The following is a 20,981-nucleotide window of genomic DNA, read 5'->3' on the forward strand; positions in this document are numbered from 1 at the left end:
CGGGGTCGGAGGACGCCGCGGGCCGGGGCGGTCACTTCTTGCAGATGTTCTGCGTGGCGGTGCGGGCGGAGGGGATCGCCTGCGGCGTGGGCGAGGCGGACGCGGCGGAGCCCGCCGGCGCGGCGACCGTCACCTTCTTCACGTCGTGGTTCTTCTGGCCCACCACCACCTCGATGCCGGTTACGTCCGGTTGCTCGCGCAACTCGGCCCCCGGAATGGCGGCGGCCACCGTACGCGCCGAGTCCTCGCGGCCGGGCGGGTAGCGGATGACCGTGGTGGCGAAGTCACGGCGTGCCGTGTCGCCGGGGGGCGACGGCACCATGAACCCGGCCTCGACGAGGCGGGCCTTCGTGGTCGCGCCGAGGCCGGTGATGAGCGTGCCGTTGAGCACCTTCACCGAGATGCGGCCCGGCGGGATCGTGAGCGCACCAGAAGAGGCCGCCGGAGAGGCCACAGGGGAGGACGCCGGGGAGGACGCGGGGCTCGCCGGCGCCGCGGCGCTGCCCGAGGCGGACGCCGAGGCCTTCGCCGACGGCTTGACGAGGGGCTGGTCGGCGTCGATCTGCTGGAACAGGGCGCGGGCGGCCGTCTTGTCCCACAGCACCGCGGACTCGCCCGTGGGCGCGTGGTAGTTCACGTCGGCCAGCGGCACGGTCGCGAACGACACGTCGTCGGTCGAGACGTCCTTGAACTGGTTCACCATGCCGAGCAGGTTCTTCTGCAGGGCCGCGTCCACGGTGAGCGTCTTGAACGTGGAGTCGAGGAACCCGGCGAGCCTGGCGGGGTTGGTCAGCGTGCCGCCGCTGAGCGCCTTGCCGAGCAGCGCGGAGATGACCTGCTGCTGCCGGTCGATGCGGTCGAGGTCGGAGCGCGCCGTGGCCCTCGTGCGGGCGTACGCGAGCGCGTTGACGCCGTCCAGCGTGTACGTCCCCGGCTGCAGGTTCAGTTTGGTCTTCGGGTCGTCGATGGCCACCGGCGTGCAGACGGTGACGCCCCCCAGCGACTCCACCACGTCGATGAACCCGAGCACGTTGACCTCGACGTAGTGGTTGATGCGCAGGCCCGTCGCCTGCTCCACCGTCTTCACGGCCAGCTTGGCGCCGCCGAACTGGTAGGCAGCGTTGATCTTGTGCTCGCCCTTGCCGGGGATCGTCGTCCAGGTGTCCCTCGGCAGGCTGACCACGGTCACCCCGCGGTGGTCCTCCGACAGGTGGATCACCATCATCGTGTCGGTGCGCTGCCCGACGTCGCGGCCGAGGTGGAGCTGGTTCTGCTGGCGCCTGGTCAGGTTGTCGCGCTTGTCCACGCCCACCAGCAGGATGTTCATCGCACCCGTGGATTCGGCCTCGCTCGTTCCTGCGTCCACCGAGTGGATCCGGTTGAGCGCGTAGTTCGGCGCCAGCCACGCGACGCCCGAGCCGATGAGCACGACTCCGGACAGCGAGCCCGAAATGACGAGGGATCGGAGGTTCGTCCTCCGCTGGCGGGCGCGTTGTGCCGTCAGCCTCACGCCGCCGTATCCGTCGCCCCCTACGCGGACGCCGGAGTCCTCCTCATGGTCGCCGGGCATTCCCGTCCTCCGGTTGCCGTCTCCACCCCTCCGTACAGTAGCGTGAGCGCCGCCATGAAGCCCTTTCCCGACTCGCGACAGTCGAGCCAGAATCCCGCGCGGCCCTGGCCGCCGGTGTCGGTGATCATGCCGGTGCTCAACGAGGAACGGCACCTGCGCGACGCCGTACGGCAGGTCCTCGAACAGGACTACGAGGGCCCTCTTGAGGTCGTCATCAGCGTGGGGCCCTCCCACGACCGCACGCAGGAGGTCGCCGACGCCATCGCGGCCGAGGACCGCCGCGTCGTCGTCGTGCCGAACCCCACGGGCCGCACCCCCAACGCGCTGAACGCCGCCATCACGGCGTCGCGCAACCCCATCGTCGCGCGGGTCGACGGGCACGCGATCCTGCCCCGCGACTACCTCCGTACGGCCGTGGAGACGCTGGAGCAGACCGGCGCCGACAACGTCGGCGGCATCATGGCCGCCGAGGGCATCACGCCGTTCGAGCAGGCGGTGGCCTGCGCCATGACCTCGAAGATCGGCGTGGGCAACGCGCGCTTCCACACAGGTGGGGAGGCGGGCCCGGCCGACACCGTCTACCTGGGCGTCTTCCGCCGCAGCGCCCTCGACCGCGTGGGCGGCTACGACGAGCACTTCCTGCGCGCGCAGGACTGGGAGATGAACCACCGCATCCGGGAGACCGGGGGGCTGGTGTGGTTCCAGCCGAGGATGCGCGTCACCTACCGTCCCCGGCCCAACGTGCGCGCCCTGGCCAAGCAGTATTTCCACTACGGCCGCTGGCGGCGGGTCGTCTCCCGCACCCACCAGGGCACGATCAACCTGCGCTACCTCGCCCCGCCGGCCGCCGTGGCGGCGATGGCGCTCGGCCTGGTGGTCTCGCCGTTCTTCTGGCCCGGCCTGATCATCCCCGGGGGCTATCTCCTGGCGATCCTCGCGGGCTCGGTCCTCACCGGCCGCGGGCTGTCCGGCGCCGCGCTCGTACGCCTGCCGGTCGTGTACGCCACCATGCACGTCTCGTGGGGGACGGGCTTCCTGACCAGCCCCCCGAAGCTCAGCAAGCCCCGTCCCAAGCCCGAACGGGCGCGGCTAGAGGACCTCTTCGAAGACTGAGGTGTCCAGCGTGAAGCCGATCGGGTGGGGGACGTGGATCTCCCGCCCGAACGGCACCGTCGAGGTCACCTGGTACTGACCTTCCTTGGGGTCGCTGTAGACCGTGACCGACGCGGGCCTCGTCAGCGGGTCCACGAGGAGCATCACCGGGACGCCGCCCTCGGCGTAGATCGTCGGCTTCTTGAGCCGGTCGTCCTCCGCGCTGCCCTTCGAGACCACCTCGGCCACCAGCATCAGCCCCGAGGAGAGCAGTTCGCGCTCCCCCCAGCGTGGGCAGTCCTTGGGGGCGAGGACGAAGTCCGGCTCGACCGGATCCCGGCTGCCGTCGATGCACACGTCGACGTTGCCCGCCCAGGCGCGCCAGCCGCGCTCGTCCAAGAGAGGGATGAACGCGCGGAACAACTGCATGGCGGCTAGGCCGTGTTCGGGGGTGCCCACGGGGCTCACTATCAGTCTCCCGTCGATGATCTCGGTCCGCAGACCCGGAAGTGGGGGCAGCGAATCGAACAGCTCACGAGGAGTGCCGGGCAGTGGCCGCTCGGGTACGGGTGCCAGAGCGGGGCCGTGGGGTTTGCGTGAGAACGCGACCATGGGCTGGTGTCCCTTCGTGTCCGCGCCGATACGCTGAGTTGACGCGGTCAGTATCTCACTCGTGAACGACAGGATCGAGGGCGTTCAGGCCGAGGGAGCGGGCGCGCGCCTCGGCCCGTGCGGCGGCACGCCGTACGGCCTCCTCGAAGCGGGCCAGCGGGTCCGGATGGTCGGCGCCGAGCAGGTAGGCGCGCAGCGCCCGCCGGGCGGCGGCCATGTCGTCCTCTCCGGGCACGTCGAGACGCCGCATGATGTCCGGCAGCTCGGCCAGGTCGGTGCCGAGCAGGTACGCCGCCCCCGCGGCCGGGTAGCGCTCGCGGAACCGGTCCTCCGGCAGGCCCGCCACGTTGGCCACGACGTACGGCTTGCCGCTGGCCACGAAGTCCGACACCACGCTGGAGATGTCCGAGATCAGCACATCCGCCTCGTTGAAGCACTCGTACAGCGACGGCTCGCGGCCGGTCACGACGAGGTGCGGCATGCCGGTGCTCTCGCCCAGCAGCGTCATGATCTTCCGGTGCGCCAAGCGGGCGGCCTGCGAGCGGTGGCCGGTCAGCGGGTGGGGCTTGTAGATCACCCGCACCGGCTCGGCGAGCAGGGCGTGCACGATCGCCGGGCCCATGGCGACGAGCGAGCTGTGGAACAGGTCGTCGCTCCACCCCTCCCACGTCGGCGCGTACAGGACGGTCCGGTGCGGCGAGGTCCCCTCGGCGTACGGGCTGGTGCGCCGCACCCCGGCGAGCTGGGGGCGGCCGACCTCCTCGACGGCCTCGTTGCGCACGCCCACCTGGGCGCGCAGGTAGCGGTCCCGCCCGGCCGGCCCTGCCACCCAGACCTCGTCGTACACCTTGGTGTACGGGTTGAAGGACGCCTCCTTGTCGCTGTCGCCGTGGCCGATGAACACGCTCCGCACACCCGGCACCCGGAGCATGTGGATGTTGTTGCCGACGTTGGCGGGGAACAGCGCGACCCGCACGCCGTCGAGCGCGCGGAAGTTCATGAGGTCGACGGAGGAGGGGACGCACACCACCGGCAGCGTCGTCGACCCGAGGGCCGTGACCAGGGCCCGCTCGCGCAGCACCACCAGCGTCCTCGGCGCGATCCGCTCCAGCGTCTCGAGCCACATCGTGGCCTGGTAGGCCGCGGTGACCGGCCCGGAGAAGTACATGACCACCTCGGGCCGGTAGGCGGCGACCCACTCGTCCACGACCGCGAGGACCCGGCGCCGGTCGCCCAGGTGCCTGGCCCGCCGTGCGTGCGCCAGCAGCAGGGCCACCGCGACGACCTCCAGCGCCAGGGCCGCGGCGGCGCCCGCCGCGCCCGTCCAGCCCAGGCCGGCCGACGCCCCGGCCGCGGCCGGCACGACCGCGAGCGCGTCGAGGTAGAGCAGCTTGGCGCCCCGCCAGGTGAGCAGCGCGCGGGGCGGCGCGGGCGGGATCCGCAGCGCGGGCAGGCGGATGTTGCGGGTCACCACCGGCATCTGGTTGTGCCGCCGGTCGACGTGCTCGGCGAGCCACGTCTGCACCGCGCGCAGACCGTGGAACAGGAACAGCCCGGCCGCGAACGCCGCGAACCACCACGACCGTTCCGAGGCCAGCCGTGCCAGCAGCACGACGACGGCCGTCTCACGCGACAGGAAGCGGACCGTGGCCCCGAGATGGGCCCGGCTCAGCGTCCCCGCCGCCCGGCCGGGCAGCGCGATCTCCGCGGCGTACGACAGCGGCACGAGCACCGCGAAGGTCGCGGGCAGCGGCCACACGGCGGCGGCGAGCAGGGCCGGGTACGACGCGAGCGTGAGCGCGGTGAACGCGCTTCTGCGTCCACCGGCCAGGCCTCTCAGCGCCGGCCGCCGGGCCAGCCTGACCAGTGCGTTCGGGGCCCTGCGCCCCGTGATGTTTCCCCCCATGGGCGGGCGCCCATCCCTCCGTAGATGGTTGCGGTCATCGGCTGAGCCGTACGTCCACGACCTGTCCCGTGAGGCGGGACAGCAGCACGTCGATGCTGGTGCGGGCGACGGCGGCGGGGGAGAGAAGCGTTCCGGCGGGTTCGTCGCCGAACGCGCGCAGCCGCATGGGGGTGGCGGTGCGCTCGGGGTTGACGCAGTTGACGCGGACACCCTGGCAGGCCCACTCGTCGGCGAGCGCCTGGGTGAGGTTGACGACGGCGGCCTTCGTCGAGGAGTAGAGGCTGTAGTCGGCCCGGCCGCGGGTGTAGGACGAGGAGGTGTAGAGGAGCAGGTGGCCGCGGGTCTCCATCAGGTACTTCACCGAGGCGCGAGCGATGTTGACCGGTCCGAGGTAGTTGACCCCGATGGTCTCCTCGATCGTGTGCTGCCCGGACTCGCCGAGCTTGCCCATGTGCAACACGCCCGCCGTGTTGACGACGTAGTCGATCCGGCCGGTCTCGGCGTACACCCGGGCGAGCGCGTCCTCCACGGCGGCGACGTCCTCGACGCGCACGCCGTTCTGGCTGCGGGAGAACGAGTGGACGCTCGCGCCGTATCCCCTGGCCAGCGCGACGATGTCCGCGCCGATGCCGTAGCTGCCGCCGAAGACCACGAGCGTGCGGCCTTCGAGCCCGGCCCGGTAGGCCTCCTCGTCCAGCGCGGGCGCCGTGTTCTCGGCGAGCTGGAAGAGCTTGTCGGCGATGAAGACGTCGACCGGATGGGTGACCTTCATGTTGTGCTCGCTGCCGGGCACGATGTAGATCGGCACGTCGGGCAGGTAGCGCAGCACGACGCCGCAGTCGTCCGTCGTGGGCAGCGAGGGGAACTCGGGGTCGGCCAGGGCCCGCTCGTACGCCGCCCGGATCACCGACAGCCGGAAGCACTGCGGGGTCTGCCCCCGGCGCAGCCGGGAGCGGTCGGGGATGTCGCGGATGATGTCGCCCCGCGGGCCCGGAGCGGCCACCACGATCGTGTCGGAGGACGGGATCGCCACCTCGACCGCCTCGTAGCGTTCGAGCGCGGCCGCGCACTCGCTGATGATGCGGGGCTCGATCAGCGGCCGTACGGCGTCGTGCAGCAGCACGTCGCACTCCTGCTCGCCCAGCGCGGACAGGGCCCGCCAGGTCGTCTCGGTGCGGCTCGCACCTCCTTCGAGCACCCGGCCGACCTTGGTGTACCCGTTCTTCCTGACGAGCTCCTCGGCCTCGGCGACGAAGCCGGGGGCCATCAGGACGACGACCTCGTCGATCTCCGGGTGGCCGTCGAACACGTCGAGCGTGTGCTCCAGAATCGTCTTCCCGGCGATCTTCAGAAGCTGTTTCGGGGTGTTGAGGCCCACGCGCTGACCGACACCGCCGGCCAGCACCACCCCCACCCTGCGCAGACGCGATTCGGCGATCATGATGTCCTCCCCGGAGGAGACCATACCCGTGCCGGAAGCCGTAGAAGGTGATTGCCACCTAGTGATCACTCGGTTACTTTGCGAGGTGAGCACGTGCGGTCAACGTGAAGCGGGTTTCATATGGGGGCGGATCCGAGCAAGCCCGGTACGTCACGGGACACAGAAACGGTGGCGATCGTCCTCGCGACCTCGCCGGCCGCCGGGTTGCCCTGGTCCGACGGCGCCCGATCCGACGGCAGCCTCCTGGAGCGGCTCACCGGCCAGCTCCGCGCGCTGCCGGTTCGCGAGGTGCTGGTCGTGGTGCGCGGCCAGGACGCCCAGGCGGAGGGATGGGAGAAGGGCGCGGAGAGCGGCCCGCCCCACCAGATTCGCGTCAGCGACGGGCTCGCCGAGGACCTGAGGATCGTGGCCAAGACGGCCCGCGCCTCGACCTCCCCGGTCGCCGTGCTGGCGGCCGACCTGGTCGCGCACACCGAGGCGCTGTCGCTGCTGCTCGGCCATCCCGCGCGCCCGACCGGCGCGCTCGTCGCCAGCGGCGACCCGGCCCCGCTGCGGCCGCCCGTACGGACCGAGTGGGGCCGCGTCGTGTCGGCGGGCACGTCCTTCCACGAGGTCGAGTGGGCCAACGGCACCTTCCGCGGCGTCCTCCAGGTGGGGGAGGCCCACCTGGCCGGGCTGGCCGACATCGCCGAGGACCTGGCCGACCTGGCCCAGCGCCGCCACCTCGGGCGGGTCGGCGACGGCGAGGTTCCCGAGCTGCTGCTCACGGGCCTGGTGCGGGCGGGCGTGCAGGTGCACGCCGTCGCGCTGGACACCCTGCACTGCGGGCGGGCCGGCACGCGCCCGGCCGCCGAGCGCGCCGTACGCGAGCTGGCCGACGTCGACGAGGCGCAGGCCAGGCTCGACGCCGCGGTGAAGAGCGGCGACGGCTTCTTCACCACCCACTGCGTCAGCTCGTGGTCGCGCCACCTCATCCGCCCGGCCGCCCGTCTCGGCCTGACCCCGAACACGGTCACCGGCATCTCGGTCGGGTTCGCCGCCATCGCCGCGATCTGGTTCTCCGACGGACGCCGGGCGGGGCTCGTGGTCGGCGCCGTCGCGCTCTACCTGTCGTTCGTGCTCGACTGCCTCGACGGGCAGCTCGCCCGGTACACGCGCCGCTTCTCGCCGCTCGGGAGCTGGCTCGACGCGATCTGCGACCGGCTGAAGGAATACCTGGTGTACGTCGGCCTGGCGGCCGGATACGTGGCAGGGTCCCGGGAGCCGTGGGAGATCTGGGCCCTGGCGGTGGGCGCGATGATCCTCCAGACGGTCCGCCACATGGTCGACTTCTCCTACGCGGGAGCGATGGCCGACCGGGCCAGAGCGGCCGGCCTGCGGGCGGCGGCCCCGCGTTCGATGGCCGTGCCCTGGGACGAGGCGCCCGCGGCGGCCGCCGCGAAGGGCACCGGATCGGTGCTGGCGCTGTCGCGGCGGCTCGACGCGCTGAGCGCCGCGAGGGGCGTGGCCTACTGGGCGAAGAAGATGATCGTCCTGCCGATTGGGGAGCGCATGGCGCTGATCTCGGTGACCGCCGCGCTGTTCGACGCGCGGGTGACGTTCCTCGCGCTGCTGGGCTGGGGCGCGGTGGCCCTGGCCTACACGACTGGCGGGCGGATGGCGAGGTCCTTCGCATGAGCGAGCGTAGCGAGCGAATCGGTAGACACAGCGCTTGGCGAAGTGCTGATTCGCGTGCCTCCGGCACGACCGGACTCCGAGCCGAAGGCGAGGAGGTGGCATGAGCAGGCGGCCTCGTGAGACGGGCGGGAAGGCCAGGGGCGCGATCTCCGTGCACATGACCCCGGTGCCGCGCAGCGTCGTGGTGGCCAACCGCGACGACGGCCCGCTGTCGAAGGCGATGGGGCTGCTCGTGGCCGGGCAGCTCCCGCCGCTGCCGCCCGTGGTCGCGGGAGCCTTCGTGACCGCCGTGCTGCTGGTGCTCGGCATCGCCGGGGCCGACGACTTCGCGGTCTTCGCCCCGGCAGTGGCCCTGCTGCTGGCGGGGGCGGGCAGCGCCCACCGGCACGACGGCCGGCTCGACTGGCTGGCGCCCCCGATACTGCGGCTGACCGAGTACGGCTTCATCGCCTCGGCCGGGTTCGCCCGTTCCGTCCCGCCGGTGCTCATCGTCGCGCTGCTCGGCGCGATGGCCTTCCACCACTACGACACGGTCTACCGGCTGCGTCAGCACGTGTATCCGCCGCCGTGGCTGGCGACGGCCGGGCTGGGCTGGGACGGCCGGATGCTCGCCGTCGCCCTGGGCGGCCTGCTCGACGTGGTGACGGCCGTGTTCGTGTTGCTCGCGGTCTATCTGTGGGCCCTGTTCGCCTGGGAGAGCGTGACCTGCTGGCTCGCCGCCCCCCGCACGCCCGACGAGGCCGTGGAACCGGCACCCGCCGATTAACGTCAGACCAACGGTGGATTACCCAATCGGGGTGCCGAGCCAACTAACCTTTGGGGTTACTGTCTGACGCTCGACCTCAAGGAGTGCGGGAAATTGCTCGGAATGGTGCTGGCCGCCGGGGCCGGACGTCGCCTGCGGCCGTACACCGACACGCTGCCGAAGGCGCTGGTGCCGGTCGACGGTGAGACCACGATCCTCGACATCGCTCTGCGTAACCTGGCGGCCGTGGACCTCCGCGAGGTCGTGGTGATCGTCGGCTACCAGGCCCAGGCCGTACGGGAACGGCAGGCCGACCTGGAGCGCCGCCACGGGGTGAAGCTCACGCTTGTCCACAACGACAAGGCCGAGGAGTGGAACAACGCCTATTCGCTGTGGTGCGCCCGCGACTACTTCTCCCAGGGCGCGCTGCTGGTCAACGGCGACACCGTCCACCCCGTGTCGGTGGAGCGGACCCTGCTGGCCGCGGAGGACACCTCCGACATCCTGCTCGCCGTCGACGACGTGAAGTCGCTGGCGGACGAGGAGATGAAGGTCACCCTGGAGGACGGCCGGCTGAAGCGGATCACCAAGCTCATGGACCCGGCCGACGCGTACGGCGAGTACATCGGCGCGACGCTGATCCGGCCGGGCGCGGCCGAGCGGCTCGCCGACGCGCTGAAGGCCACGTTCGAGCGCGACCCGCAGCTCTACTACGAGGACGGCTACCAGGAGATGGTGGAGCGCGGCGAGAAGATCGCCGTCGCGCCGATCGGCAAGGTCGAGTGGGTCGAGGTGGACAACCACGACGACCTCGCGAAGGCCCGTGAGATCGCGTGCCGGTACTGATTTCCGCGGTCTTCTGAGGAGTACGCATGCCGATTCTGGCAAGGATGCTCCCCGCACCTCTCACCATGGAGGTGCGGCGGGGCGCGATCGCGCAGCTCGGAACCCTGCTCGCCGACAGCAGGGTGGCCACCTCCGGCCGGGTCGCGGTCGCGGTCGGCGTCGGGCAGGGCGACCGCATCGCGGAGGTCATCGCGCCTTCGCTGGGTGAGGCCAAGGTGCTCCGGGTGGCGGACGGCACCGTGGACGCCGCCGTGTCGCTCGGCGCGGATCTGCGCAAGGGCAACTACGAGGCCGTCGTCGGCGTCGGCGGCGGCAGGACGATCGACGCCACCAAGTACGCCGCGTCGCTCGCCGGCATCCCGATCGTCGCCGTCGCCACGAACCTCTCGCACGACGGCATCTGCTCGCCGGTGGCCTCACTCGTGCACGAGGGCGGCAAGGGCTCGTTCGGCGTCCCCATGCCGTTGGCGATCATGGTGGACCTCGAGTTCGTCCACGACGCCCCGCCCCCGCTCGTCCGGTCCGGCATCGGCGACGTGCTCAGCAACCTGTCGGCCATCGAGGACTGGCAGCTCGGCAACACCGAGCGGGGCGAGCCCATCGACGGGCTGGCGATCTCCATGTCGCGCACCGCCGCCGAGGCCGTGCTCGGCCGGCCGGACTCGATCGAGTCGGACGCGTTCCTGACCGTGCTCGCCGAGGCGCTGATCCTGTCGGGGATGTCGATGGTCATCGCGGGGTCAAGCCGTCCGGCGAGTGGCGGCGATCATGAGATCCTTCATGCTGTGGACCAGCTATTCCCCGGCACCTCCAACCACGGTGAGCTGGCCGGCATCGGTGCGGCGTTCTGCTACTTCCTCCGTGAGGACGCGCACCGGCTCGGCCAGGTGACCGGCTGTCTCAGACGGCACGGCCTGCCCGTCGCCCCCGGCGACGTCGGGCTGACGATCGACCAGTTCACGGCCGCGGTGATGCTGGCTCCCAGCACCCGGCCCGGCCGCTACACCATCCTTGAGCACCTCCGGCTGTCCGAGCACGAGGTCCGGGGGAGAGTTGAGGACTATGTCCGCGCCGTCGGTCGCTGAGCTTCGCGCGGTCGCCCAGCCGCAGACCACCATGGACCGCCGCAGCGGCGAGCACTGGGCCGGCCTGCTCTACATGCGGCGCCTGTCCATCTACGCCACCTGGCTGCTGGCCAAGACCCCCATCTCGCCGAACCAGGTCACCGGCCTGATGATCCTGTGCGGGGTGGCGGCGGGCGCCGTGCTCGCCCTCCCGGGCTTCTGGGCGGCGCTGGGCGCGGCCCTGCTCATCCAGGTCTACCTGCTGCTCGACTGCTCCGACGGGGAGCTGGCCCGCTGGACCGGCCGGACCTCGATCACCGGGGTCTACCTCGACCGGGTCGGGCACTACTTCGCCGAGGCGGCCCTGCTGATCGGGCTGGGCTTCCGGGCCTCGGACACCCTGCCCGACTGGTACACGGTGATGGGCGTGGCGGCGGCGCTCGGCGCGATCCTGATCAAGTCGGAGACCGACCTGGTCGACGTCGCCCGCGCCCGGTCGGGCCTGGTGGCGACCACCGAGGCGGCGGCGCAGCAGTTCACCTCGCCGCGGCTCGCGCTGGCCCGCAAGGCCGCGGCGGCGCTGCGGTTCCACCGGGTGATCCAGGCCGTCGAGCTGTCGCTGATCGTCGTGGTCGCGGCGGTGCTCGACAACTGGTTCTCCGCCACCCGGATCCTCGTGGTGGCCTGCGTGATCATCGCGGTGGTCCAGCTCCTGCTGCACCTGGTCAGCATCCTCGCCTCCCGGCGGCTCTCATGAGCGCGCCGGTTCCCGCGCGGCGTGCTAATGGGCCGTACATTCGCGGTTGGGTAGGGGTTTGGTGGCAGTTCCGATACCCTTGTTCAACGGTAAACCAGGCAGATTCCGGATTGCCCGGCCATACAGACTCGGTGATCATGAAGTCGTGTGTAGTGTGCCCCACGTCGAGGCGATGACGCGGTGAAAATCTCCTGTGTCATTCTCACCATGGGCAACAGGATCGCCGAGCTCGACCGGGCAGTGGAATCCGCGCTCACCCAGACCGACGGCGACATCGAGGTGGTCATCGTCGGCAACGGCGCGGACGTGCCGGAGCTGACCGTCCGGCCGCTGCCCGGCTCCGCCGCGTCGATCAAGACCGTACGGCTGGAGCACAACGCGGGCATCCCCGAGGGGCGCAACCGCGGCGTGCAGGAGTGCTCGGGCGACATCGTCCTGTTCCTGGACGACGACGGCTGGTACGCCAACTCCAAGGTCGCCGCGCACGTCCGCGAGCGGTTCACGCACGAGCCCGACCTCGCCGTGATCAGTTTCCGGGTGATGGACCCCGAGGGCGGTTCGGTGCAGCGGCGGCACGTGCCGCGCCTGCGGGCCGGCGACCCCGAGCGGTCCTCCCCGGTGACGACCTTCCTCGGCGGCGCCTGCGCGATCCGCAAGTCGGCGTTCCTCCAGGTCGGCGGGCTGCCCGAGCGGTTCTTCTACGCCCACGAGGAGAGCGACCTCGCCTGGCGCCTGCTCGGCGAGGGCTACCGCATCGAGTACGACGCCGAGACGGTCATGTACCACCCGCTGGTGCTGCCGTCCCGGCACACGGACTTCTACCGGCTGAACGCCCGCAACCGGGTCTGGCTGGCCCGGCGCAACCTGCCGTGGCCGCTCGCGATGCTCTACCTGCTCAACTGGGTCGTGCTCACGCTCGTACGCGAGCGCTCGATGCCCGCGATCAAGGCGTGGTTCCGCGGCTTCTTCGAAGGGCTGCGCGAGCCGGCCGGCGAGCGCCGTCCGATGGCCTGGCGCACCGCCTGGCGCATGCTCCGCCTCGGCCGCCCGCCCATCGTCTAGTAGTGCCTTGTCGGGCGCTCAGCCGAGCGCCGACATGAACGACGCGACGAGACGGGACCGGTCGCCGGGGAGCACCCGCCCGCCGTGGACCATGAAGGACGTCGTGGAGGCCCGCGCCAGGCCGCGCCCGGCGAGCCACGGGATCAACTCCTCGTGGCGGGGGTGGAGGTCGATCCTGATCCGGACGTCCGCGTCCCGGGCCAGGTCGGTGACGAGGGCGCGGGCGATCGCGTCGTCCTCCGCGACGATCGGCCCCACGAACAGTTTGTCGCCGCTCGGCCAGGCCGCCCCGTAGCCGGTGATCTCGCCGTCCCGCTCGGCGACCCGGACCTGCTCGGCGAAGGCGAACAGACGGGCCAGCAGGTGCGATCGGTCGGCCCCGAAGACCTCCGCGTCGAGGGCGCACAGCGCGGCCAGGTCCCGCCCGGGCTCGGCGAGTCGTGTGGTGTTCGGGTCGCCGCCGGTGTCGAAGTGGCCGACCCGGGCCTCGACCACACCGGCCGTCTCGAAGCCGAGTTTCTCGTAGAGGGGACGGCCGTACTCCGTCGCGCACAGGAACACGGTCGCGTCTGCGGCCTCCGCCAGGACGTGGGTCAGGAGACGGTGCCCCAGCCCTCGCCCGCTGTAGCGGGAGGCCACCAGCATCATGCCGACCGCTGCCGCCGTCGTGCCGTACCGGGTGAGGACGACGGTCCCCGCCAGGCCGCCGTCCGGGGCGTCGGCGCCGAAGCCCTCGCCGTTCTCCAGCAGGAGCCGCCACTTGCGCTCCTCCCGGGGCCAGGAGCGATCCTGCGCCAGGTCGAGGCAGTGGGGCAGGTCGCCGAGGCCGAGGCGGCGGACGGGCGGGAAGGACGGGTCTGCGGGCTTCATGGGCACCTTTCGTCGACGGCCCTCCGACGGTAGCGCCCCGGCAGGCGGCCGGGGTCGGCGGCGGGTGATGCTCTGGAACCAAGGTCAGGCGCAAACTGGAGGATTTCGGGCGTTCACACTGTCTGATCTTGGGGTGTGGGATTGCCCGTTTTCGATCGCGAACGGCTCCGCGTCTTCGTCGACTCTCCGGTCTTCCACCGTGCGGTCATCGCCGTCATCGCGCTGAACGGGATCGCGCTCGGGCTGGAGACGTCGCACGAGCTGGCCGACCGCCACGCCACGGCCTTCCTCGTGATCGACCGGGTCATCCTCGGCGTTTTCGTCATCGAGATCATCCTGCGGATCGTCGTCCACGGCAAGGCGTTCTTCCGTGACCCGTGGAGCTGGTTCGACCTGATCATCGTCGGAATGGCCCTCGTGCCGGCCTCGGAGTCGGTGTCGATCCTGCGGCTCTTCCGGTTCCTTCGGGTCCTGCGGCTGATCTCCGTCGTGCCGGGCATGCGACGGGTCGTCTCGGCGCTGTTCACCGCGATTCCGGGGCTGGCCTCGGCCGTGGTCCTCCTGCTGCTGTCGCTCTACACGGCGTCCGTGATCGGTGAGCAGCTCTTCCACGAAGTGGCCCCGCAGTACTTCGGGGACCTCGGGCAGTCGCTGTTCACCATGTTCACGGTGCTCACGGTCGAGAACGGGCCGCAGGTGGCCGGGGACGTGATGGCGAAGGAGCCCCTGGCGTGGATCTTCTTCGCCACCTTCATCGTGATCACGGCGTTCTTCGTGCTCAACCTGCTCATCGGTGTGATCGTCTCCGCGATGGAGGCGGAGGTGAACGCCCAGCGGTGGAAAGAGGACCAGGAACTGGAGCTGAAGCAGCACACCGCGGTCATGGACGAGATCAGGGCGCTGAGCGAGCGGGTCGACCGGCTGGCGGCCGCCCTGCCGGTGGCCGTGAGCACCCGTCCCGCGGGCGCCGACGCCCGTGACGCCGCGCCGGCGGATCGCACGACGGGCGGCGAGGCGCCTCAGCCCGAGTGAGGGCGTCACTCGCGTCCCGGCTCCAGGAAGGCCATCGACACGTGCTCGGCCGTGGCCGTCATCAGGGCCCGCCGGGGCAGGCCGAGCTCGCTCAGCTCCTTGGCGATCGGGTGGTTGCCCAGGCGGATGAGCGCGCCTCCCGGCCGCCAGCGGATGCCCCGGGCGCGGACCGTCCAGGGGATGCGGCGGGTGACCCCGTCCAGGTGGGCGTAGGCGTCCGGCACGGGCAGCGTCTCGCCGAGCAGCGGCGCGGGCGTCGCCGGAATGCCGGGCCTGAGCAGCAGGTCGACGACCATCCGGCCGTCCCTGCGCAGCAGACACCGCTTGTACGGCGAGCCGAGCCGCAGGTCCACATCGGCCAGCTCCTTCGGGAAGCCCCAGATGGTCCGCCCGGCCTCCAGCGTGAACGTCTGATCGACCGGCAACCAGTGGACGAAGGCGCCCGAGCCCGCCCCGCGCAGGTCCCTCAGCCCGGCCAGCGGCCCGCGCCTCGGCGGAGGACCGGCGTCGGCCGGCCGTACGAGGAAGGTCACCCCGAACTCGTTGTAGGAGCCCAGATCGGAATCGTGGTAGCGGACGAACACCAGCGAGCACAGGGCTTTGCCCGGCAGGACCTCGGTGACGTCCATCCTGGAGTACGCGAGGACCGCACGGGCCGCGTCGGCCCGTACCAGGTAGGCGGCGAGGCAGACCGACGCGTCACGGACCTTCACCGGCGTCTCGACCCTGCGACCCTGGACGAGATGGCTAGCCATGCTCCCAGTACAGCAAGCCGGGCGGCCGGGCGACAGCCGTACGGCGGCAAGGTTGTCCCAGACCTGCTCTCCGGCGGACGTCGATATCCGGGGCGGCCGTTCGTGTAAAGGGTGAGCGGCCCGCGCCCGGCGGGCCTCGCCGAGGAGGCATACGAGACCATGAGGCACTATCTGCTCAGCATCCAGCAGCCCGACGGCGGGACGCCCCCGCCGGAGGTCCTGGAGCCGATCATGCGTGATCTGGCGGTCCTCAACGAGGAGCTGCGCGCCGCGGGGGCGTGGGTGTTCTCCGGTGGGCTGCACGATCCGGGCACGGCGACGGTGGTGCGGGTGCGCGACGGGGAGGAGTTCGTCACCGACGGCCCGTACACCGAGGGCAAGGAGCACGTCGGCGGGCTCACGATCATCAAGGCGCCCGACCTCGACGCGGCGCTGGAGTGGGGGCGCAGGCTCGCCCGCGCGACCACGCTCCCGGTGGAGGTGCGCCCCTTCGCGGGCGTCGTGGAGGGCGATGACGACCGGCGGTAGGGACCCCGGCATCGAGCGGGTGTTCCGGGAGGAGTACGGCCGGGCCGTCGCGGTCCTGGTCCGCCACTTCGGCGACATCGACGTCGCGGAGGAGGCGGTCCAGGACGCGTTCGCCGAGGCGGTGCGGCGCTGGCCGCGCGACGGGCCGCCGCCCAGCCCGGCCGGCTGGATCATCACGACCGCCCGCAACCGGGTGATCGACCGCCACCGCCGGGAGTCCCTGCGTGCGGACAGGCACGCGCGGGCGGCCCTGCTCCACACCCCCGGCGACGCCGGCGGCGAACCGGCCGAGGAGGGCCCCGTGCACGACGACCGGCTCCGTCTGATCTTCACCTGCTGCCATCCCGCGCTCGCCCCGGCCACCCGGGTCGCGCTGACGCTGCGCCTGCTCGGCGGCCTCACCACGGCCGAGATCGCGCGGGCGTTCCTGGTCCCCGAGCCGACCATGGCCCAGCGGCTGGTCCGGGCCAAGGCCAAGATCCGTGACGCGGGGATCCCGTACCGCGTCCCGAGGGAGGCCGACCTGCCGGACCGCCTCCGGGCCGTGCTCGCCGTCGTTTACCTGATCTTCAACGAAGGGCACACGGCGAGCGCGGGCGACCGGCTGGCCCGCGAGGACCTGTGCGCGGAGGCCGTCAGGCTCGGCCGCCTGCTGGCCGCGCTGATGCCCGACGAGCCGGAGGTCATGGGGCTGCTCGCGCTCATGCTGCTCGTCCACGCCCGCCGCGACGCCCGCACCACCCCGGCCGGCGACCTCGTGCCGCTGCCGGAGCAGGACCGCGGCCGGTGGGACCGCGCGCTCGTCACCGAGGGCCAGGACATCGTGCGGGCGTGCCTGCGGCGCGGCCGGCCGGGGCCCTACCAGATCCAGGCGGCGATCAACGCCGTCCACGCCGACGCGCCGGTCGCCGCCGCCACGGACTGGCGGCAGATCCTGAGCCTGTACGACCACCTGCTCGCCCTCGCCCCCAACCCGGTCGTGGCCCTGAACCGGGCCGTCGCGGTGGCCGAGGTGGACGGGCCGCAGGCCGCGCTCGCCCTCGTGGACGATCTCGACCTGGACGGCTACCACCTGTTCCACGCCGTCAGGGCCGACCTGCTGCGGCGGCTCGGCCGGGCCGGGGAGGCCGCGCGGGCGTACGAGGCGGCGATCGCCCGCACCCGGAACGCCTCGGAGCGGGCCTTCCTCGACCGGCGCCTGCGTCAGGTCCGGGAGCCTGAGCGGCCCTGAGTGCGAGCGGTGCTGAGCGGCGTCAGGCCGGGACCGTACGGCTGGGGCTCAGGGCCGGGACCGTGGTCGGGGCCTGGGCCCACCGCTCCAGCAGGGCGACGAACTCCCCGGCCACGGCGGGCCAGTGGTAGTGGTTCAGCGCCTCGACGTAGCCCCGGGCGCCCATCGCGGCCCGCCGTTCGGCGTCCTCGCGCAGGCGGAGCACGCACTGCACGACCGCGTCCGCCACCGCGCCGACGTCGCCGAACGGGACGATCGTCCCGCAGTCGACCCGCCCGACCAGGGACGCCGCCCTCGGCAGCGGGGTCGTCACGACGGGGATGCCGCGGGCCATGTATTCGACGACCTTCGTGGGTGTCGACTGGCGATAGTTCGGCACGTCGTGCAGCAGGGACAGCCCGGCCAGGGCGCCCTCGGCCATTCGCAGCGCGTGGTTGTTGGGGACGTACCCGAACCAGTCGAGCAGCCCAGCGCGCTGTGCGTCGCGCAGCATCGGACGCACCGCGGCGTCGGCCGGGCCGATCAGATCCAGGCGGATGCCGTGTGGCCGGAGCCGCCGGGCGATCTCCACCATCTCCGCCGCGCCGCGCGCCAGGGAGATCTGCCCCACGTAGACGACCCGGGAGTCCCCCGGCGGCGCGGGCGGAGCCGGAGGCACGTACGTGTGGTTGGGCACCACGGGATGCGTGCCGGGGAAGCGCTCACGGTAGGCCTCCTCGGCGAGGATGAGATGGAGGTTGCGCTCCGCCCGGCCCTCGATGGCGCGGATCAGCGGCGGCAGGACGCTCCGCACCGGCCCGGGGAGGTACGTCTTGGCGTTCAGCGCCCCGATCGTGTCCTCGTGGACGTCCCAGACGGTGGGCGGCCGTTTGCGCGGCAGCGCGAGCAGCAGCTCGGTGTCGTGCACGAGCAGCAGGTCGGCGTCTCGCGCGGCCGTGCGCAGGGCGGAGGTGGCGGCCCGCAGCGCCTTGCCGCGGCGCAGGCCCACGGCCCTCGGCACGTCGACGGCCCGGATGCCCGGCCGCGGCGTCACGTTGCAGTGCGTGAACGGCGCGACGAAGGTGACCTCGTGCCCGGCGTCGAGCAGCGCCCGGATCTGCCGGTGAGCGATCCGGGCGTCCTCGGGGTGATGGACTGTCGTGCCGACGCATACCCTCATACGGCGAGGTTGACCGCACCGTCCGAAATGACCGGATGCGCCGGGTGAATGCTCCTCGAAATAGCGCTTAACTTCCGGTGTTCGCCGGTTGCGGAGTCCGCGCGCTCGGCCTCCGGTACAACCAGGTCAGCCGGGGTTCGAGCAGCCACTTGAACGCCGTACGGGTGATCGGCAGGCACAGCACGATGGCCAGCGCGAAGCAGGAGCACGCGATGGCCGCCACGCCGAGCGGGCCGTACAGCCAGGAGAAGCTGAGCCAGCCCATCTCCTTGGCGATCATCACCGGCACGCCGTGCAGCAGGTAGCAGTAGAGCGTGCGGGTGCCGAGGTCGGTGAACCACGTCTGGCGGCGGGGGATCAGCGACATCACGGCCGCCGACATGGCCAGCGCGGCCACCAGCAGACCGGTGCGCAGCAGCATGCCCTTCCACCAGACCAGGTGGAGGTTCTTGTAGCTGTTCTTGTAGTAGATCGGGCCGAGCTTGATCGAGTAGTTCTTCACCAGGAAGATCGCCACGGCCGCGGCGCCCAGCAGCACGATCACCGACAGCACCATCACCCAGCGCTGCTTGAGGAAGTCGAAGACCTCCGGCTTGAGCACGAGGCCGAGGACGAAGAACGGCATGAGGCCGAAGAAGCGGTCCATGCTGAAGTCGCCGGAGAGCTGGGAGAACCCGGCGAACAGGTAGACGACGATCGAGATGACGAACGGATACTTCATCCGCTTCCACACGGGTGTGGACAGCCGCCAGAACAGCAGCGCGAGCAGATACCAGTTCAACCAGGCGGGATCCGTGATCGTGATGCTGAACTTGTGCCCGAAGGCGGTGCGCAGCACCGCGTATCCCAGCTCGACGACCACGTACGGCACGAGGAACGTGTCGACCAGCTTGTTGGTCTTCGCGTTGGAATTCCAGAAGTTCCTGGACAGGTAACCGCTGACGATGACGAACAGCGGCATGTGGAAGACGTAGATGAACAGGTAGGCCGCCCGTGAGGAGTCGGCCGCCAGCGTCGGGACCAGCGAGTGGCCGATCGGCACCAGGGCGATGCCGACGAACTTCACGTTGTCCAGGTAGGGGTCACGCGGCTTCTTGGCCCGGGGCGCGCGCTCCTGCTCGCGCTCGCCCTCCTGGCCGTCACGCCGCCCCGCGCCTCGGGCGGCCGAGTCGCCCGGCCCGGCGGGCGCCTCGGCCCAGGCGGGCAGCGGGGCACGCAGCGGCCTGCCGAGCGGACCGGTCTGGCGGGGGTCGTTCGCGCCGTCGGGGCCGTCCGGGGAGCGCCGCCAGGGGTCCCACTGGGCGGGGTCGCCGGCCTCCTGCCCCGGCCACGCGGGGGCCGGTGCGGCGCCGAAGGGGTCGTCCGGGGTGACGGCCGGGCCGGCGCCGGACGGGGGAGTGTCGAGGAAGGGGTTGGCCGTCCTGCCGGCGGCCGCCGCCGGCGAAGGGAAGCCGAGGGGTTCGGGAAAGGCAGGGGGCTCCGGGAAGCCCGCGAAGCGCGTCGGCGCCGGTTCCGGCCCGGCTCCGAAGGCCGGGGCGGGGAAGGCAGGGGATTCGCCGAAGGGGGGCGTGGGGGCGTCGGGGCCGTCCTGCGGCCCGGGGGCGGACGACCGCCGGGCGGCGGCGGGGAACGCGTCCGCGAGGTTGCGAGGACCGTGCTCGGGGAACGCCTGCGGCCACGCGGCGTCGTCGGCGGCGCCCGCGCGCGGCGCGGGACGTTGCATGCCCTGACGAGCCGTGTCCTGGCGAGCCGTGTCCTGACCAGCCAGGCCCCGGCCTGCGGAGAAGTAGTCGAAGCCCTCCGGCTTCGGGGCGGACGCGGGCGGCATACCCAGGCGGGAGGCGCCCGGCTGGCGCGGCTTGCGTACGGGCAGGGGCTGCTTCTCGTAGGGCGTGTCATGCGACGCGGAAGCGGCGGGCGCCGGTGCGGGGGCGGGCGTGGAACCGGCCGGCATGGCATTGGCCGGCATGGAACCGGCCGTCGCGGCATTGCCGGGCGAGATGCCGGGCCCCCCGGCGCTCCGCGGCTTGCGCACGGGCAGCGGCTGCTTCTCGTACGGGCTGTCGTACGTCGGGGCGCCGACGGGTGTGGAACCGCTCGGCGCGGCGCCGGGGCCTTCGGGGCTCCCCGCTTCGGCGGCGGCGCCTGCCGCGCTGCCCGGGGCCCTCTCACCGCTCTCGTGGCGACCGTACGCCGGTGCGGCCGTGCCCTCGTCGCCGGGCGCCGGAACGCCGCCCTCGTGACGCCCGTGCTCGTGCCGCTCGTGGGACTGGAAGCCGGGCCGGCCCGTACCCTGCTCCGCCTCGGGACCGCCCGTGGTCTTCGGCTCCCGCCGTGGCAGGCCACCGTCCGGAGCGGGCCAGTCTCCGGTGATGCGTCCTATCACTCCGGTGGGAGCCTCTTCGGCATCGGGGTCGTTGCCTTGCGGGGATCCGGGAACCGGCGGGTGATGGCGGGGGTCACTCACGGGAGAAACGCTCAGCTATCTGTTGGAGGTTCGGGGGAACGGCCACGCCTGGCGTAGCGTCGCCGCGTCCTTTCGGACACTAGCGAAGGCGCCCCGGCGCATCAGCCCGAACGGGCGAACAGGGCGCGTTCGCCAGGTGTTCACCCTAACGTTCTTGGGACGCCGAT

General features: G+C 71.9%; 18 protein-coding genes. 10 read left to right on the top strand and 8 right to left on the bottom strand.

The window, feature by feature from the left end:
• Positions 1-31: 31 nt before the first annotated feature.
• Entirely contained in the window at positions 32-1,570 is a 1,539-nt protein-coding gene (locus BXA11_RS04130; RefSeq protein ID WP_076432825.1) for an LCP family protein, read from the bottom strand.
• A gap of 54 nt (positions 1,571-1,624) precedes the next feature.
• Between BXA11_RS04130 and BXA11_RS04135 the strand changes: the two genes are divergently transcribed.
• Positions 1,625-2,683 (top strand): glycosyltransferase family 2 protein, encoded by a 1,059-nt coding sequence (locus BXA11_RS04135; RefSeq protein WP_030509403.1) that lies wholly within the window; start codon positions 1,625-1,627, stop codon positions 2,681-2,683.
• On the opposite strand, the gene BXA11_RS04140 is transcribed toward BXA11_RS04135, so the two are convergent.
• Genes BXA11_RS04140 through BXA11_RS04150 form a run of 3 tightly spaced genes read right to left on the bottom strand, consistent with a single transcriptional unit; the run spans position 2,660 to position 6,621 of the window.
• Complete coding sequence (locus BXA11_RS04140; protein WP_076432827.1) at positions 2,660-3,274, bottom strand: Uma2 family endonuclease; 615 nt, start codon at positions 3,272-3,274, stop codon at positions 2,660-2,662. The genes BXA11_RS04135 and BXA11_RS04140 overlap by 24 nt on opposite strands.
• Positions 3,275-3,329: 55 nt before the next feature.
• On the bottom strand, positions 3,330-5,180 hold the full coding sequence (locus BXA11_RS04145) for a CDP-glycerol glycerophosphotransferase family protein (RefSeq protein WP_083743935.1): 1,851 nt from the start codon (positions 5,178-5,180) through the stop codon (positions 3,330-3,332).
• Between the two features lie 34 nt (positions 5,181-5,214).
• The gene (locus tag BXA11_RS04150) at positions 5,215-6,621 is read right to left on the bottom strand and encodes a bifunctional cytidylyltransferase/SDR family oxidoreductase (RefSeq protein WP_036407482.1); all 1,407 of its coding nucleotides are present in this window, start codon (positions 6,619-6,621) and stop codon (positions 5,215-5,217) included.
• Between the two features lie 168 nt (positions 6,622-6,789).
• On the opposite strand from BXA11_RS04150, the gene BXA11_RS04155 reads away from it, so the two are divergent.
• The 6 genes from BXA11_RS04155 to BXA11_RS04180 all read left to right on the top strand — a co-directional run bounded on the left by BXA11_RS04155 (position 6,790) and on the right by BXA11_RS04180 (position 12,772).
• Entirely contained in the window at positions 6,790-8,298 is a 1,509-nt protein-coding gene (locus BXA11_RS04155; protein WP_239104734.1) for a CDP-alcohol phosphatidyltransferase family protein, read from the top strand.
• Between the two features lie 100 nt (positions 8,299-8,398).
• Complete coding sequence (locus BXA11_RS04160; RefSeq protein ID WP_083743936.1) at positions 8,399-9,064, top strand: DUF5941 domain-containing protein; 666 nt, start codon at positions 8,399-8,401, stop codon at positions 9,062-9,064.
• 93 nt (positions 9,065-9,157) lie between these two features.
• Entirely contained in the window at positions 9,158-9,889 is a 732-nt protein-coding gene (locus BXA11_RS04165) for a phosphocholine cytidylyltransferase family protein (RefSeq protein ID WP_030509397.1), read from the top strand.
• Positions 9,890-9,933: 44 nt separating this feature from the next.
• Entirely contained in the window at positions 9,934-10,974 is a 1,041-nt protein-coding gene (locus BXA11_RS04170; RefSeq protein ID WP_076432831.1) for an iron-containing alcohol dehydrogenase family protein, read from the top strand.
• Positions 10,952-11,710: a CDP-alcohol phosphatidyltransferase family protein gene (locus BXA11_RS04175; protein WP_076432833.1), complete on the top strand. Its 759-nt coding sequence runs from the start codon at positions 10,952-10,954 to the stop codon at positions 11,708-11,710. The genes BXA11_RS04170 and BXA11_RS04175 overlap by 23 nt, the downstream gene beginning before the upstream one ends.
• A gap of 180 nt (positions 11,711-11,890) precedes the next feature.
• Positions 11,891-12,772, top strand: a complete 882-nt coding sequence (locus BXA11_RS04180) for a glycosyltransferase family 2 protein (protein WP_076432835.1) — start codon at positions 11,891-11,893, stop codon at positions 12,770-12,772.
• Positions 12,773-12,790: 18 nt separating this feature from the next.
• On the opposite strand, the gene BXA11_RS04185 is transcribed toward BXA11_RS04180, so the two are convergent.
• The gene (locus BXA11_RS04185; protein ID WP_076432837.1) at positions 12,791-13,642 is read right to left on the bottom strand and encodes a GNAT family N-acetyltransferase; all 852 of its coding nucleotides are present in this window, start codon (positions 13,640-13,642) and stop codon (positions 12,791-12,793) included.
• A 141-nt stretch (positions 13,643-13,783) separates the two neighbouring features.
• Between BXA11_RS04185 and BXA11_RS04190 the strand changes: the two genes are divergently transcribed.
• The gene (locus tag BXA11_RS04190; RefSeq protein WP_083743967.1) at positions 13,784-14,674 is read left to right on the top strand and encodes an ion transporter; all 891 of its coding nucleotides are present in this window, start codon (positions 13,784-13,786) and stop codon (positions 14,672-14,674) included.
• Positions 14,675-14,679: 5 nt separating this feature from the next.
• On the opposite strand, the gene BXA11_RS04195 is transcribed toward BXA11_RS04190, so the two are convergent.
• A complete protein-coding gene (locus tag BXA11_RS04195) occupies positions 14,680-15,429 on the bottom strand; it encodes an acetoacetate decarboxylase family protein (RefSeq protein ID WP_076432841.1) in 750 nt (249 codons plus the stop codon).
• Between the two features lie 159 nt (positions 15,430-15,588).
• On the opposite strand from BXA11_RS04195, the gene BXA11_RS04200 reads away from it, so the two are divergent.
• Positions 15,589-15,957 (top strand): YciI family protein, encoded by a 369-nt coding sequence (locus BXA11_RS04200; RefSeq protein WP_076433154.1) that lies wholly within the window; start codon positions 15,589-15,591, stop codon positions 15,955-15,957.
• A complete protein-coding gene (locus BXA11_RS04205) occupies positions 15,941-17,188 on the top strand; it encodes an RNA polymerase sigma factor (protein ID WP_076432843.1) in 1,248 nt (415 codons plus the stop codon). Before BXA11_RS04200 ends, BXA11_RS04205 begins: the two co-directional genes overlap by 17 nt.
• 22 nt (positions 17,189-17,210) lie before the next feature.
• Here BXA11_RS04205 and BXA11_RS04210 read toward each other — a convergent pair whose 3' ends face one another.
• Both BXA11_RS04210 and BXA11_RS41140 read right to left on the bottom strand, forming a co-directional pair.
• Positions 17,211-18,347 (bottom strand): glycosyltransferase, encoded by a 1,137-nt coding sequence (locus tag BXA11_RS04210; RefSeq protein ID WP_076432844.1) that lies wholly within the window; start codon positions 18,345-18,347, stop codon positions 17,211-17,213.
• A gap of 67 nt (positions 18,348-18,414) precedes the next feature.
• Positions 18,415-20,814 carry an acyltransferase family protein gene (locus BXA11_RS41140; RefSeq protein ID WP_143734068.1) on the bottom strand — a complete coding sequence of 800 codons (2,400 nt, stop codon included), beginning with the start codon at positions 20,812-20,814 and terminating at the stop codon, positions 18,415-18,417.
• Positions 20,815-20,981: the final 167 nt, after the last annotated feature.

It is taken from the genome of Microbispora rosea, assembly GCF_900156315.1.
GTDB lineage: Bacteria > Actinomycetota > Actinomycetes > Streptosporangiales > Streptosporangiaceae > Microbispora > Microbispora rosea.